This is a genomic window from Actinophytocola sp. (assembly GCF_035942955.1).
In the GTDB taxonomy this organism is placed as follows: Bacteria; Actinomycetota; Actinomycetes; order Mycobacteriales; family Pseudonocardiaceae; genus DASYTH01.
Window position 1 is genome coordinate 1 of sequence record NZ_DASZCQ010000059.1, and the last position, 14,415, is coordinate 14,415.

The 14,415-nt window shown below is 70.3% G+C and carries 13 protein-coding genes; 6 read left to right on the forward strand and 7 right to left on the reverse strand.

Annotated elements, in window-relative coordinates; all coding sequences use genetic code 11:
• Nucleotides 1-45: 45 nt before the first annotated feature.
• From VGX25_RS06250 to VGX25_RS06260, 3 genes are all read right to left on the reverse strand, one after another.
• Nucleotides 46-1,161 (reverse strand): sn-glycerol-3-phosphate ABC transporter ATP-binding protein UgpC, encoded by a 1,116-nt coding sequence (locus VGX25_RS06250; protein ID WP_326916647.1) that lies wholly within the window; start codon nucleotides 1,159-1,161, stop codon nucleotides 46-48.
• Nucleotides 1,162-1,247: 86 nt separating this feature from the next.
• On the reverse strand, nucleotides 1,248-2,237 hold the full coding sequence (locus tag VGX25_RS06255) for a DHH family phosphoesterase (RefSeq protein ID WP_326916648.1): 990 nt from the start codon (nucleotides 2,235-2,237) through the stop codon (nucleotides 1,248-1,250).
• A gap of 16 nt (nucleotides 2,238-2,253) precedes the next feature.
• Nucleotides 2,254-3,141: an alpha/beta hydrolase gene (locus VGX25_RS06260; RefSeq protein WP_326916649.1), complete on the reverse strand. Its 888-nt coding sequence runs from the start codon at nucleotides 3,139-3,141 to the stop codon at nucleotides 2,254-2,256.
• Nucleotides 3,142-3,336: 195 nt separating this feature from the next.
• Between VGX25_RS06260 and VGX25_RS06265 the strand changes: the two genes are divergently transcribed.
• The 5 genes from VGX25_RS06265 to VGX25_RS06285 all read left to right on the forward strand — a co-directional run bounded on the left by VGX25_RS06265 (nucleotide 3,337) and on the right by VGX25_RS06285 (nucleotide 9,165).
• Complete coding sequence (locus VGX25_RS06265) at nucleotides 3,337-4,833, forward strand: S8 family peptidase (RefSeq protein WP_326916650.1); 1,497 nt, start codon at nucleotides 3,337-3,339, stop codon at nucleotides 4,831-4,833.
• A gap of 96 nt (nucleotides 4,834-4,929) precedes the next feature.
• The gene (locus VGX25_RS06270; protein ID WP_326916651.1) at nucleotides 4,930-5,973 is read left to right on the forward strand and encodes an NAD-binding protein; all 1,044 of its coding nucleotides are present in this window, start codon (nucleotides 4,930-4,932) and stop codon (nucleotides 5,971-5,973) included.
• Nucleotides 5,974-6,075: 102 nt separating this feature from the next.
• Nucleotides 6,076-6,249, forward strand: coding sequence for an FxSxx-COOH cyclophane-containing RiPP peptide (fxsA, locus tag VGX25_RS06275; RefSeq protein WP_326916652.1), 174 nt, complete (start codon nucleotides 6,076-6,078; stop codon nucleotides 6,247-6,249).
• A gap of 10 nt (nucleotides 6,250-6,259) precedes the next feature.
• Nucleotides 6,260-7,396 (forward strand): FxsB family cyclophane-forming radical SAM/SPASM peptide maturase, encoded by a 1,137-nt coding sequence (locus tag VGX25_RS06280; RefSeq protein ID WP_326916653.1) that lies wholly within the window; start codon nucleotides 6,260-6,262, stop codon nucleotides 7,394-7,396.
• Complete coding sequence (locus VGX25_RS06285; RefSeq protein WP_326916654.1) at nucleotides 7,393-9,165, forward strand: HEXXH motif domain-containing protein; 1,773 nt, start codon at nucleotides 7,393-7,395, stop codon at nucleotides 9,163-9,165. Before VGX25_RS06280 ends, VGX25_RS06285 begins: the two co-directional genes overlap by 4 nt.
• On the opposite strand, the gene fxsT is transcribed toward VGX25_RS06285, so the two are convergent.
• Nucleotides 9,123-12,380 carry an FxSxx-COOH system tetratricopeptide repeat protein gene (gene fxsT / locus VGX25_RS06290; RefSeq protein ID WP_326916655.1) on the reverse strand — a complete coding sequence of 1,086 codons (3,258 nt, stop codon included), beginning with the start codon at nucleotides 12,378-12,380 and terminating at the stop codon, nucleotides 9,123-9,125. The genes VGX25_RS06285 and fxsT overlap by 43 nt on opposite strands.
• A gap of 148 nt (nucleotides 12,381-12,528) precedes the next feature.
• The gene (locus VGX25_RS06295) at nucleotides 12,529-12,942 is read right to left on the reverse strand and encodes a hypothetical protein (RefSeq protein ID WP_326916656.1); all 414 of its coding nucleotides are present in this window, start codon (nucleotides 12,940-12,942) and stop codon (nucleotides 12,529-12,531) included.
• A 103-nt stretch (nucleotides 12,943-13,045) separates the two neighbouring features.
• Here VGX25_RS06295 and VGX25_RS06300 point away from each other — a divergent pair, with 103 nt between their 5' ends.
• The gene (locus VGX25_RS06300; protein WP_326916657.1) at nucleotides 13,046-13,354 is read left to right on the forward strand and encodes a hypothetical protein; all 309 of its coding nucleotides are present in this window, start codon (nucleotides 13,046-13,048) and stop codon (nucleotides 13,352-13,354) included.
• On the opposite strand, the gene VGX25_RS06305 is transcribed toward VGX25_RS06300, so the two are convergent.
• A complete protein-coding gene (locus VGX25_RS06305; protein WP_326916658.1) occupies nucleotides 13,341-13,565 on the reverse strand; it encodes a hypothetical protein in 225 nt (74 codons plus the stop codon). The two genes, VGX25_RS06300 and VGX25_RS06305, sit on opposite strands and share 14 nt — an antisense overlap.
• Nucleotides 13,566-13,641: 76 nt before the next feature.
• Nucleotides 13,642-14,235 (reverse strand): hypothetical protein, encoded by a 594-nt coding sequence (locus tag VGX25_RS06310; RefSeq protein WP_326916659.1) that lies wholly within the window; start codon nucleotides 14,233-14,235, stop codon nucleotides 13,642-13,644.
• Nucleotides 14,236-14,415: the final 180 nt, after the last annotated feature.

The window sequence follows — 14,415 nt, forward strand, 5'->3', positions numbered from 1 at the left end:
GCCCCCTTCATCGCAAGTGAAGGGGGCCTTCGCGCGGTCCGAAGGTCAGTCGGGGAGGCGCTCCCCGGTCTCGGCGTCGAACAGGTGCACCGCGCCCGGCTGCGGCACCAGGCCGATCTTCTCGCCGCGCTCGCGCTGGGACATCCCGGCGGCGCGAACGGTGATCGTGTGCGGGGCCTCCTTGAGGTCGGTGCTCTCCTCGGCGGAGACCATCTGCAGGTTGGCCGTGCAGTAGAGGAACTGGTCGCTGCCCAGTTCCTCGACGACCTCGACGGTGGCGTCGACGCCCTGGCCGGCCGAGCGGATGTCCCAGCCCTCCGGGCGGATGCCGACGACCAGCGCGTTACTGGTCAGCGCGGACCGCTGGGCCGGGGTGAGCGGGATCCGCTGGCCGCCGATCTCGGCCGACTCGCCGGAGAGCGTGGCCGGGATCAGGTTCATGGCCGGTGAGCCGATGAAGCCGGCGACGAACAGGTTCTTCGGCTTGCCGAACAGGCCGATCGGGGTGTCGCACTGCTGCAGGATGCCGTCCTTGAGCACGGCCACCCGGTCGCCCATGGTCATGGCCTCGACCTGGTCGTGCGTGACGTAGATCGTGGTGACGCCGAGCCGGCGCTGCAGGCTGGCGATCTGCGTGCGGGTCTGCACGCGCAGCTTGGCGTCCAGGTTGGACAGCGGCTCGTCCATGCAGAACACCTGCGGCCGGCGGACGATCGCGCGGCCCATGGCCACCCGCTGGCGCTGGCCACCGGACAGCTTGGCCGGCTTGCGCTCCAAGTAGGGCTCGAGGTCGAGCAGCTTGGCCGCCTCGCGGATGCGCTCGTTGCGCTCGGCCTTCGGCACCTTCTTGATCTTGAGGTGGAAGCCGATGTTGTCGGCGACCGTCATGTGCGGGTAGAGCGCGTAGTTCTGGAACACCATGGCGATGTCCCGGTCCTTGGGCGGCAGGTTGGTCACGTCCCGGTCGCCGATCCACACGGTGCCGTTGTCGACGCCCTCGAGGCCGGCGAGCATGCGCAGCGTCGTCGACTTTCCGCAGCCCGACGGGCCGACCAGGACGAGGAACTCGCCGTCCTGGACTTCGAGATCGAGGTTGTCGACGGCCGGCGTCGGGTTGCCGGAGTAGAAGCGGGTCGCGCCCTCGAAGGTCACGGTCGCCATGGTCTAGTCCTCCTACCGTTGGGGCGCTGCGGCCCGCACTCTGCCGACAATCTAGAGCACATGCTGGACCAACACCACGATCGTGCTCAGATCATTACCGGTTGCGCCAGCGCGGCCCGCAGCGCGGCGAGGATCTCGTCGGCCTCGCCCTCCGCGGTGAACCCGGCCGCGAGCCGGTGCCCGCCGCCGCCCAGCCGGGTGGCCGCCGCGCACACGTCGACCTTGGCGACCGCCCGCAGCGACCCCGACCAGCGGCCCGGCGCGGTCTCCTTGAGCACGGCGGCGACCTCGGCCTCCTTCGTGGTGCGCAGCAGATCGACCACGCTCTCCACCTCCTCGAGGCCCACGCCGTCCATATCGGACAGCCGGACCACGGTGTGCACCAGGCCGAGCCCGCCGGCCGCGTCCGGCTCGAGCCGGGCCCGGTCGAGCACCGCGGCGAGCATCCGGAACCAGGCGAACGGATGGCAGTCGGCCAGCTCCCTGGCCACGGCCTCGGCGTCCACGCCGGCCTCGATCAGCCTGGCCGCCATGTGATGGGTGGCCGGCCGGGCCCGGCGGAACTGGCTGGTGTCCATCATCAGCCCGGCGTACAGGCACCGGGCGATCGGCGCGTCCAGCGCCACCGGGATCTCGTCGAGCAACCGGAGGACGAGCACGGCCGTCGCCTCGGCCCGGTCGTCGATCAGATGGTGGGTGCCGAACCGGGTGTTGGACGCGTGGTGATCGACCACGAGGACGCTGCCGCCGGCCGCGATCGTGGCCCGGACACGCTCGCCGAGCGGACCGAGCCGGGTGAGGCTGCCGGTGTCCAGGGCCACCAGGAGCCGCGGGACGGCCGGCAGCTCGCCGGCCGGCACCACCAGGCCCTCCTGGTCGAGCCCGCGCAGCGTCTCGGGGATCTCGTCGGGCCAGGCGAACGAGACCCTGCTCGCGGCGCCGCGCCGGCGCAGTGCCATGCCAAGGGCCAGGGCGCTGCCCAGCGCGTCGGCGTCGGGGTTGACGTGGGCCAGAAGCGTGACGTCGTCGGCGGCGCGCAGCAGCTCGGCCGCGGCGGCCAGATCATCGTGGGGCACCTGTCAAGCCTGGCATTCAGGGCATGGACGCGCCGATGAAGCGCAGGACGTCGGGCAGGATCCGGCGCCAGTACGCGGCGTCGTGGTCGCCGGCCGCCAGCGCGGCGACCTTCGGCTTCGCCTTGTCGATGAGCTGCCGGTTCGCGGCGATGAACGGGTCACCGGTCCCGCACCAGACCCCCAGCGGCACCTGGGCGATCTCCTGGACGTGCCGCAGCGGATCAGTGGCCTGCCACTGCGCCTCACCGGCGAACGCGTTGCGCAGCCTGGCATCCGGCCAGTTGGTGAACAGCGCGGCGCTGACCGCGGCGACCGCAGTCAGGCCGGGGTTGCGGGCGTAGTTGAGCGCGCCGTAGCCGCCCATCGAGATGCCCAGCGCCGCGCTCGGCGCGCTGGCGAAGCCGCGGTTGGCCAGCCACTGCGGCAGGTCCTCCAGCAGCATCCGCTGCGGGTCGTCCTTGGGATCCTTGGCCACCCAGTAGGTGTCTCCGCCGTCCACCGCGGCCACCGCGAATGGCCGCACGCCGGCCGCCACCACCTGGTCGAGCAGCTCGGGAACGCCCAGATCGAGGAACATCCGGGCGCCGGAGCTGCGGCCGTGCAACGCGACGCACACCGGCAGCAGCCCGCCCACCCCGGCCGGCCTGATCGTGATCAGCTCGACGGACCCGCCCCGTGCCGGCGAGTGCACCTGCTCGGCCGACACCGTCTCCGCCGGCGCCGCAGGCGGGCTGGTGAGCACCTCGCCGGACAGCACCCGATCGGGCGAGTTCCCGCTGGCATTCGTGGCCGGCGCCCCGCACGCGTCGACGCCCGCGATCCCGACCCCCAGGCCGCCGAGCAGGAATCCGCGGCGGGAAACCCGGCCATTTCGAGACTTCGTCGATCCCGCAGAGATCGTCATCACCACCAGCACGGCACCGCCGGACAGGTCACGAGAAGGTTACCGAAGCCCGTCCGGGCGCGGACGCGAACGCCCCAACTCCGTCCGGGGTTGCGAGTTTTCTGACACAACCGAGCAGGTGGGAGCGATACACGGCGCGTGACGGCCGCCGTATGTCCGAACAAGACAGCGGTCGTCCCGCTGTGGAGGCACATTATGAACCGTTCGATCCGTTTTACCGCACGGCGTGCGTTGCCGGTCGTGATCGGCCTGGTGGCGGCGCTGTGTGCGGCGCCGGGGTTGCCGGCGGCGATCGCCGACGGCGCTTCGGCGAGCTACGTCGTGCTGTACCGCGAGGGGGCCTCGACCGCGCAGGCGCAGGGCACGATCGCCGCGGCGGGGGGCACCATCGTGGCCAACTATTCGCAGATCGGGGTGGTGATCGCCAGGTCGGACCGCGCCGGGTTCGCCGCCGCGCTGCGCGGCAACGGAAACGTCGAGGGCGTCGCCTCGACGAGCCGGTTCGCGACCCGGGTCGCGGACACCGGGTCCGGCGGCGCGGCGCCGGCGATCAACCCGGCCGCGTGGGGCGACAGCCTGTCCGGCCAGCAGTGGGACATGCGGCAGATCCATGTTCCGGAGGCGCATGCGATCAACCAGGGCAGCCGGTCGGTGCTGGCGGCCAGCATCGACACCGGGCTCGACTTCACCCACCCGGACCTCGCCCCCAACTACGACGCCTCGAACAGCGCCGACTGCACCAGCGGAGCGGCCCAGCCGCTCGCCGTCGGCAACGACCTCAGCGGCCACGGCACCCACGTCTCGGGCACCATCGCCGCGGCGGCCAACGGCACCGGCGTGGTCGGGGTGGCGCCGAACGTGCGGCTCGCCGGGATCCGCGCGGGCAACGCCGACGGCTTCTTCTTCCCCGAGGCCGTGGTCTGCGCGTTCATGTGGGCCGGCACCCACGGCGTCGACGTCACAAGCAACAGCTACTTCGCCGACCCGTGGCTGTTCAACTGCCGCAACGACGCCGAGCAGCGGGCCATCTGGAAGGCCGAGCGGCGCGCCATCCGGTTCGCCCAGTCCAACGGCGTGCTGGTGATCGCGTCCGAGGGCAACGAGAGCACCGACCTTTCGCACCCACGGGTCGACGTGATCAGCCCGGACTTCCCGCCCGGCAGCGAGGTGGAGCGCGAGGTCACCAACGCCTGCGCGGTGGTCCCGGTCGAGGTTCCCGGCGTCGTCGGGGTGACCGCGACGGGCAACCTGCGGCTCAAGTCGTTCTACTCGTCCTACGGCATCTCGACCGCCGACGTGGCCGCGCCGGGTGGCGACTCGATCCTGCAGGTGACCGCGGCCGCGCCGAACGGGCGGGTGCTGTCCACCTTCTCATCGGTCGGCACGATCTGCCCGCCGGCGCGGACGGTGGTCGAGAACGGGGCGAAGTACTGCTACCTGCAGGGCACCTCGATGGCCGGCCCGCACGCGACCGGGGTGGCGGCGCTGATCCTCAGCAGCCACGCCAACCTGACCGCGGGCGCGCTCGCCGCCCGGCTCCAGCGGGACACCAACCCGCTGCCCTGCCCGGACACGTCGATCTACGACCCGTTCCCGCAGAGCGACGGCTCGCCGCAGAGCTGCCAGGGCGGCACCGCCCACAACAGCTTCTACGGCGCCGGTGAGGTCGACGCCCTGAAGGCCGTCGGCTGACCAAGGGCCGCCGTGCGGGACTCCCTGAGGGCGTCAGACGCTCTCCGGGAGTCCCGCACGGCATAGGGTGTCCGGAACCGATCCGCGGGGAGGGCCGTGCCGTTCTTCGTGCTGCGACTGCTCACCCGGCTCACGACGTTGAGCTGGGCGACCCCGGTCGCGGTGATCGTGTTCGTGTTCGCGACGAGCTGGCCGCTGATGGCGCTCGTCGAGCCGGCCGGCAGCGCGCTGGTCCGGCCGGCGAACTACTGGTGGTACTTCGTGGTCACCGCCGCCACGGTCGGCTACGGCGACTTCTTCCCGGAGACGGGTTGGGGCCACGTGGTGGGCGCGTACGTCATCGTGGGCGGCATCGCGACCCTGACGACCGTGTTCACCAAGCTGGCCGGGGCACTGGAGCGGGCGAAGGGACGGCGCATGCAAGGGGCGATCTCGGTGGCCGGGTCGGGCCACACCGTGCTGCTGGGCTACGTCGCCGGCCGCACGGAGCGCATCGTGAGCCAGCTGCTCGCCGAGAACCCCGGGCGGCTGGTGCTGTGCGGGTGGGACGAGACGGTGTCGGCGCATCCCATGCCCGAGCAGGTCGTCGACTTCGTCCGCGGCGACCTGACCGCGGAGGAGACGCTGCGCCGCGCCGGCGTGCCCACCGCGGCCGCGGTGCTCGTCGACGGGCGCGACGACAACGAGTCGCTGGCGATCACCGTGACCGTGCACCACCTCAACCCGACGGTGCACATTGTGGTCTCGCTGCGCGACCTGGACCGCGCCGTGCTGCTGCATCGGATCAACGCCGGCATCCGCTGCGTGCAGTGGCACACCCCGCGGATGATCACCGAGGAGCTGACCTCACCCGGCATCGCCGACGTCTACACCGAATTGATGACCGAAGGCGGCGTCAACACCTACTCGGCGCGGCTTCCCGAATCCCTCGGCCCGATCCTCGTCGAGCGGTGCCAGACCGCGCTCGGCCGCCGCCACGGCGCCACCGTGCTCGCCGCCCGCACCAACGGCCAACTCCTGGTCAACCCGGACTGGCACATCCAGCTTCCCGCCGGCGCCGTTCTTTACTACGTCAGCGCGCAACGGCTCACGCCGGACCAGATCTCCCAGGCCCTGACCGGTCCGCCACCCCGGAAATGATCGGAAACGCGACCGGCGACCGATTCCAGGAGTGGGAAAGACGTCGGACACGAAGTATGGTCTAGACGAGGGTGTCGGTGGCCCACATGGCGAGGGGGTGCGGTGGACGACTCCGCTGTCGAGCCGGAAAGCGACCTGGTCGATCTCACCGGTCGGTCGCTGGACGAGCTTCCCTCGCTGGGCGACGCGCCGCTGGCCCACTCGATCCGGCGAATACTCAGGGAAAGCAAGGATACGAGCTCGACCGTGGTCTCCGGTCATGACTCGAGCATCTGATCCAGGATCTGTGCCGATTGCCGAATATGTGCTGAAGGTGGCCAGCCGGTGCAACCTCGCCTGTGACTACTGCTACGTGTACACGATGGCGGACCAGAGTTGGCGGTCCCGCCCGGTGGTCATCTCCGCGGAGACCGTGCGGGCGGTGGCCGGGCGGATCGGGGAACACGCCGCCGCGCACCGGCAGGTCACCACGAAGGTCGTGCTGCACGGCGGGGAACCGTTGCTCGCCGGCCGGGACCTGCTCGACCAGGTGGCGACGGCGATTCGGCGGGAATTGCCGAATACCACGGTCCTGGATCTGCGGATACAAACAAATGGCGTTCTCCTGGACGCCTCGTTCCTGGAAATGTTTGCCCGGCACGGAATTCGGGTGGGGGTCAGCCTCGACGGCACCCCGGCGCAGCACGACCGGCACCGAATCGGGCCCGCCGGTCGGGACAGCTACACCGACACCGTGCGGGCGATCCGACTGCTCCGTCGGCCGGAGCACCGGGACCGCTATGCCGGCCTGCTCTGCGTGATCGACGTCGAGCACGAGCCCGTCGAGACGTACGAGGCACTGCTGGAGTTCGACCCTCCGGCGGTGGATTTCCTGCTCCCGCACGGGAACTGGTCGGCGCCGCCGCCCGGACGGGCGCCCGGCGACCCAGGCACGCCGTATGCGGACTGGCTGATCGCGGTGTTCGACCGGTGGTACGGGGCGCCGCGCCAGGAGACCACCGTCCGGCTGTTCGCGGAGCTGGTCAACCTGCTGCTCGGCGGCCGCAGCCGGACCGAGCAGATCGGCGCCGGGCCGGTCGGCTACCTCGTCATCGACACCGACGGCTCCTACCAGCAGGACGACTCGTTGAAGTCCACGCGGCCCGGCGAGCCCGAGACCGGCATGAACGTGTTCGAGCACACCGTAGACGAGGTGCTGCGCCACCCGGACGTGCGCGCCAGGCAACTCGGCAGCGCGGCGCTCGCCGACGAGTGCCGACGCTGCGCCCTCGTGCGGGTGTGCGGCGGCGGCAGCTATCCGCACCGCTTCCGCGCCGGCCACGGCTTCCGCAACCCCTCGGTGTACTGCCCGGACCTGCAACGGCTCATCCGGCACGTGGCTCGCCGGGTCCGGGCGGACCTGCTCGCCGGGGTGGCCCGTTGACCGCAACCCACGTGCTGCCGCCGGGCCTCGTCTCGTCCATCGGCGGCGCCGGCGACCGGTCGGAGATCGACGTGCTGTGGGCCGGTCAGGTGAGCAAGCGACTGGTTCAGCTGCGCGCCATTCTCGATCTGGTGCAACAGCGGGCGCCCGACGCCGGCGAGGTCGCCGGGATACGGCACAGCTTCGCGGCGCTCGCCGCCGTGCAGCGGCGGGATCCCGGCGCGGTCAGCCGCCTGCTGTCCGGGCCGCAGGTCGGCGCCTGGGCGGCGGACTGCCTGCGCCGGCTCGCGCGGCCGGCGTCGGCGTCGGCCACGCCGCTGTGGGTGCACCTGGCACACCTGGGATCCGTCGCCGCGGCGGCCGCCGTACAGTCCGATGTGGACATCGAGGTCCTGGTGCCGGTGCGCGCCGGGGTCGTGGCGCTGCCGGCGCTCGGTTGCGCGGTGGTGGAACGGCCGGAGCCGTGGGCGCTGGCCACCTGCGGGCCGGGCCGTCCGATACTGCTGGACGGCGCGCCACCCCGGGACTGGCAACCGGTCCGGGTCCTTCCGGCCCCGATGCCGGTCATGCTCGACGAGACCGACCCGTACTGGCGCTGCTTCGGCCTGCCGGTCCGGGAACGCGTGCCGGACGCGGAAGTCGAGCTGTGGCGGCGGCAGCTCGAAGCCGCGTGGGCGATCCTGGCCGAACGGCACCCGAGCTGGCTGACCACCGTGGCCGCGTCGGTTCGATGCCTGGTGCCGCTGGACCGGGGCGGCCGGTTCGGCGGCCTGAGCGCCAGTTCGGCCAACGCTCCGGGAGCGGTGGCGCTCAGCGAGCCGAGCAGTCCGGACCGGCTTACCGCGACGCTGGTGCACGAGGTCCAACATTTCCGGCTCTACGCGCTGCACGACCTCGTGCCGCTGTACCGGACCTCGGCCGGAGACCTGTGGTATTCGCCGTGGCGCAAGGATCCCAGGAGTCCATCGGGCCTCCTCCAGGCGACCGCCGCCTTCCTCGGTGTCGCGGACTTCTGGAGCCGGGAGTGGCCGACGGCCGGGCGCGGCGCGGAGCTGACGTACGCCAGGACCGTGCGCCAGCTGCGGATCGGGCACCGGATACTCGCCGGCTGCCCGGAGCTCACCCGGACCGGCACCGCGCTGGTCGCCGCCCTGGGCGTGGCGATCGACCGGCTCCCGGATGCCGGGCTGGCCGACGATGTCCGCCGCATCGCCGCGGATCTGACCGCGCAGCACCGCGCGCTGTGGCGGCTGCGGCACGTGGTACCGGAACCCGCCGAGGTCAGCGCCCTCGCCACGGAGTGGTTACGCGGCGAGCCGATCTCCCCGCCGCCCGCTCCGGTCGATCGCACCACGGTGACCGGAGCTCCCGGCGGGGACAGCCCGCTGCTCCGGCTCGCCACGGCATTGGTGGAGGATCCGGACTCCGTGGCGGCGCTCGCGGATGCCGGCGAGGTCGGGCTGCGTTACCCGGGCACGGATGCCACCGACCTGTCCCTGCTCACCGGTGACTACGCCGAGACGCAGGCCACCCGGCTGGCCCAGATCGCCGGCGGCGCGATGGCCGCGGAGGTCTGGGCGTCGCTGTCCGTTGCGCACGGCAGGCTGTGCGTCGATCCGTCGCTGTCCCCACTCGCCGCCCGGCCCGAGCTGGTAAGGGCGGCCTGGCCGGCGGTGGCCAACGGGGCCGGCGCCGTCCGGAACCCGCTGGCGGAGCTGGTGTCCCGCTACGTGGGCGGAACCTCCACATCGGACTCCATGCGGCGGTAGACACCCGCGTTGGTGGTCTCCGGGTGATCAAGGCCGAGCTGGACGCCGAGCTGATCAAGGGTCTGCCTGCGCAGCCGGTTGGCCTCGACGAGGTCGCCGAGCTTCTCGAGATCGAAGGCGAGGTTCGCCGCACAGGCCAGGGTGCTCGGGTGGTGCTCCCCACGGACCCGGCGCGAGCGCGCGAGGGTCTGCTCGCCGAGTGCCTTGGCGTCTTCCACCCGCCCCTCCGCGGCCAGCCCGTTGGCCTTGGTGTTGGCGGCGCAGAGCGTGAACGGATGATCCTCGCCGAGCGAGGCGACCAGCCCGGTCAGCGCCTGATCATTGAGCGCGTTCGCATCACGGCGCCGGTCGAGCAGACGCAGCACGATCGCCACGTTGATCTGGCAGCCCAAGGTGAACACGTGCGTTTCGCCCAGCACCTCGCGGTAGCCGGTCAGCGCGTTCTGGCCGTACTGCAACGCGGTCGCGATGTCGCCGGTCACCCGGTGGGCGTTGCTCAAGGTCACCATGGCCGACAGGGTGTGCTCGTGGTGGTCTCCGAACTTGCGCCGGCAGGAGTCGTAGAGCGCCTTGGACTGCTCGAGCGCCTCGAGGTAGTGACCGGCCATGCGCAGCAGAATTGCCAGATTGCGCTTGGCCAGCAAAAGATCCCGGTGGTTCGGCGGTAGTTTCTGTTCGTAGATCGGCATCTTCTCCCTGGCGAGCGCGAGACCGCGTTGGTACTGCCCGAGCGCGTAGAGGTCGCGAATCAGCATGTTGTACGAGAACAGCGTCTTGGGGTGGTCGGCTCCGTAGATGTCCTTGCGTAGCTCGATGTTCTGCTCGTCGAGCTCGGCGGCCTTCCGGGAGTCACCGAGAATCCGGAAGTCGACGGCCAGGTTGCTCAATGCCCGCAACGTGGCCGGATCGCGCTCGCCGAGCACCGCGCGGTGCCGCTCGAGGTTGTGCTCGTCGAGCCGGAAGGCCTCGCGGAGCTCGCCGGCCAGCCGGAAGTCCGCCGCCAGGGTGTTCGCCGTGGCCAGGCTGTGCTCATGATCGGGGCCGAGGGTTCGGATCATCCGGTCCAGCGTGTCCTGGATCAGGTCACGGGCTTCCCGATACCTGCCGAGCATGCGCGTGGATATGCCCAGTTGCCGCGCCGCCAACAGGGTCAGCTCATCGTCGGGTCCGCAGCTGGCCCGCCACGAGTCGACCGTGGCCCGGCCGAGATCCCGGCTGGTCGTGTAGTCGCCGATCGCCCAGTGGTAGCGAATCTGGTCGAGCACGACCCGGCGGACGTCGGGGTCCAGCGAGAGGATCATGCCGGCCGGCACCACGTGCGGCGCGATCTGGGCGTGCTGCGTCCACGTGCTCGGATCGTCGGGCTCCCCCGGGTTGGCGGTGGCCAGCACCGCGTGCGCGGTCTGCTGGACGGCGGCCCGCTCCTCGGGCGGGATGCTGTCCCGCAGCACGGCGCGGATCAGGCTGTGCACCCGGATGAAGTCACGGCTCACATCGAGCTGCACCAAGGCATTGCGCCCGAGATCGCGCACGGCCCGCCGGAGCAGGAGGTCGTCGCGCAGCTCGGCGACCGGCTGGGCGTGCCGTCCCCTGATCAGCATCGGGATCGCGATCGGATGCGAGCTGATGAAGGCGCACAGCTGCAGCAGATACGCAGCGGCCGGCGAGGCCGCCTTGATGCTGTCGTACGCGAGTCCGAGCGCCGCGGCCACGGTGCGCGGGTAGTTGGTCGGGGTGCCCTCGTCCAGGATGATGCGCGGGCTGCTCGCCAGCGCGCGCAGGTAGTCGGCCAGCGGCATGCCGGTCTGCTCATGCACGGCGACCGCCTGCTCCAACGCGAGGGGTAGGTGGCCCAGCTGCTCGGCCAGCGCCAGCGCCGATTCGTCGGTCAGGCCCGACCAACGCTCACGGAGCAGTGCGACGCTCTCCTCCGGAGTGAACACGTCGATCTCCATGGCGTTGGGTAGGCCGGCCCAGCTCCGGCTGCGCGAGGTCACAAGCACGTGCCCGGGACCACTTGGCAGGTACCGCTGGACGGTCGCCGGTTCGGGAGCGTTGTCGTAGATCAGCAACCAGTTCTCGTGGGGATTTCCCAGCCGCAACGCATCGAGCACGCGGTCGACCGTCTCGTCGACGTCCTCGCTCTCGGCCTGCCCGAGGCGGCGCGCGAGCGAGACCAGCGAACGTCGGATCGACGGCTCGTCGTCCGCCTGGATCCACCACACGAGCTCGTAGTCGAACTGGTGGCGGTAGGCGAACTCCACGGCGACCTGGCTCTTGCCGATCCCGCCGAGACCGTGCAGCGGCTGCGGGACCAGCGCCGACTGGGCATGTTGCCGCAGCGCATGGTGGAGATGGTCGAGAACGTCCTCCCGACCGGTGAAGTGGCTGTTTCGCGGCGGCACGCCACCCCACACCTTTGGCGGGACACGCTGAACGCGGGTGAACGGGTCGAGCCTTGCAACTGGCGACCTCACGTCGCCTCCAGCGATGTCGTCGTCATCGGTCTCGGGACCTTCTCCTTGCTCGTCGATCGGTTGGTCCGGCGTGCGCTGCGGGGCCGCCCGAAGCTCTTGGCACAGCTCGCGAACACGCGCGGTGAGGCCCGACCGAAGCGCCAGGTCGTCGATCAGGCGATGAAGCTCCACAACCGTGTAGCCCTCGAGGTGATGCCCTATCACCTCGAGGAAACTGAGCAGGGGAAACGTATCCGGCTGAGTGCGCAGCCGGTGGTACACGTCGATCGCCGAGCCGGGATCCGCCGGCGTGAGCGTGGTGTGCGAGCGGAACGCATCATGGTGCAGGACCGCCGCGGTGATGTCGTCGGGTATGGGCGCCAGGAGCGAGTGCACCCGCTCGTCGAGCTCCCGCGTCACCGGCTCCGGCGAGGGCGGGAATAGCTCTCGTACCAATTGTTCGAGCCGGCGCCATTGGGGCGATTCGTCCCCGACGAACTTCAAGACGTTCACCAACTCGGGCATGGCGCCGAGCTGGATACACGCGTCCACTATCGTCCAGTTGTCGTCGGAACCGAGCTCTTTTGGGTCGAAGGCGGAACCGTACTCGTCATGCAATTGCTCGAGAACGCGTTGGCGTCGATATGTGTCGGCAAGAATCGGCACCGCGTTGACCGCATCCATCAGCCGCGTCTTGTCGCGTATGGACAGCCCGCGCCGGGGAGCCACCGACTCCCGTGGTTCCGCCTCACGCGCCACCGCTCACCTCGCTCATCGCGCGGCGCAGCCTACCGACACCGAGCGCGGCCCCCTGCTTCGCGGGTAGTTGTGTCGCTCGCTCACTCCGTCGCGTTACGCCACTCGGGTCACTGTAGCGCCGGATGAGCCAAATCCGCTGGAGAACCGATCACTCTCTCGGGCGTACCAAGACACGGGGCGTACCAAGGCACAGGTAGCCGTGGTAGGTCACTCCTTTGATCGTGGCGCGCATCTGCCGAAAACGCCGCGGCTCCAGACCGTGCACCCGCGTGGCCACAACCTCCTCAAACAGTTTCCGGGAGATCACAAGCACCAGGTCGTGCCCCGGTTCGGCGGCCAGAGCGGCCTTCGTCGCCCGCGCGTCCAGCAGCCGGCTGGCCACGATCGGCGCCGAGCCGACCGGCCCGAACTCGCCACCCGCGGACAGCGGTTCGTAGTGCATCGCCACCCGAAGGCGCAGCCGGGGATACCGAACGGAATGCGAACGCAGCGCCCGCTCGAGCAGGTGTGGAAACTGCGCGACGACCCAGGCGACGTCGGTGTTGCCCGGGAGGATGGCCATTTCTCCGTCCCCGCGCGGCTGGCGGTACCACGTGTCGCGAGAAACGCCCGTCCCCCGCGGCGGCCCGGTCCAGCACCCGGCTGAGCCGCGTCTGGGCCATTCGTTGGTCGAGAACGCCGAGCTTGCTGAAACCCTCGAGGTCGACGGCCACAACGAGCCCGTACAGGAGGTCACCAGCTCTCAGGAAGGCGCCATGCGTCCCCACAACGCCTCCAGCGATGTCGTCGTCATCGGTCTCGGGACCTTCTCCTTGCTCGTCGGTCGGTTGTTTCGGCGTGGTCGGCGGACCGGCTGGAGCGATCGGCACGGCGCGCCGTGCGCGGTCCGACCGGTCGAAGCGCCCCGTCGGGGATCGGGCGCTGGACTGAAGAACCGCATGGCCCTCAAGGTGATGCCGATCACCTCGGCATGACGCGGAACCACCGGCGCCGACGAACTTCACCGACGCTCACCAATTCGGGCATGGCGACCAGCTGGATGCACATGTCGACTATCGTCCGGTTGCCGTCCGAACCGAGTTCATTCGAGGCGACGGCGGAACCGTATCCGTCGTGCAATTGCTCGAGAACACGCTGGCGCCGATATGTGTTGGCAAGAACCGGCGCCGCGTTGACCGTGTCCATCAGCGGCGCAGCCTACCGACACCCGACCGCGTTCCCAGCGTCGCAGGTGGTTCGCTCACCTACTCCGCCACTCGGGTCACTGTAGCGCTGGATGAGCCAGATCCTCCCGAGCAGCCATCACCCATTTGGGCGTACCAAGACACAGGTAGCCCCGATAGGTCACCCCTTTGATCGTCGCCCTCATCCGCCGAAATCGTCGCGGCTCCAGACCGTGGAACCGCGTGGTAACGACCTCGTCATACAGCTTCTCCGAGATCACGAGCACCAGGTCGTGCGCCGGGTCGGCGGCCAGCGCGGCCTTCGTTGCCCGCGCGTCGAGCAGCCGGCACGCCACGATCGGCGCCGAGCCGACCGGACCGAACTCGCCGGCCGACAGCGGCTCGTAATGCATCGCCACCCGCAGGCGCAGCCTGGGATGCCGCACGGAGTCCGAACGCAGCTCCCGCAGGGCCTGCTCGAGCAGGTGCGGAAACTGCGCCACGACCAACGCAACGTCGGTGTCGCCCGGGAGAATGGCCAGTTCCCCGTCGCCGCGCGGCTGGCGGTACCAACCCGCGCGGGACAGCCCGGCCCCGGTGGCGGCCCGTTCCAACACCTGGCCGAGCCGCGTCTGGGCCATTCGTTGGTCGAGAACACCGAGCTTGCTGAAACCCTCGAGGTCGACGGCCACGACGAGCCCGTACCGGAGCTCACCATTTCTCGGCAAGGAGCCACCCGCACCCATGTGGACAATTCTCCCGAGAGCCGGCCCGGCCGAGCCAACTATGGACTGTGCCGGACAATAACTGACGTACTTTGGTGTCAGCCGTTGTCGTGACCTGGGTTGCCTGACATGATTTGACGGTATCTG

Bases quoted from the DNA above. Each gene is read 5' to 3' on its own strand.
- VGX25_RS06305 (WP_326916658.1), bottom strand. From the start codon at position 13,565: ATGGACACGGTCAACGCGGCGCCGGTTCTTGCCAACACATATCGGCGC.
- VGX25_RS06295 (WP_326916656.1), bottom strand. From the start codon at position 12,942: ATGGCCATCCTCCCGGGCAACACCGACGTCGCCTGGGTCGTCGCGCAG.
- VGX25_RS06265 (WP_326916650.1), top strand. From the start codon at position 3,337: ATGAACCGTTCGATCCGTTTTACCGCACGGCGTGCGTTGCCGGTCGTG.
- VGX25_RS06260 (WP_326916649.1), bottom strand. From the start codon at position 3,141: ATGACGATCTCTGCGGGATCGACGAAGTCTCGAAATGGCCGGGTTTCC.
- VGX25_RS06250 (WP_326916647.1), bottom strand. From the start codon at position 1,161: ATGGCGACCGTGACCTTCGAGGGCGCGACCCGCTTCTACTCCGGCAAC.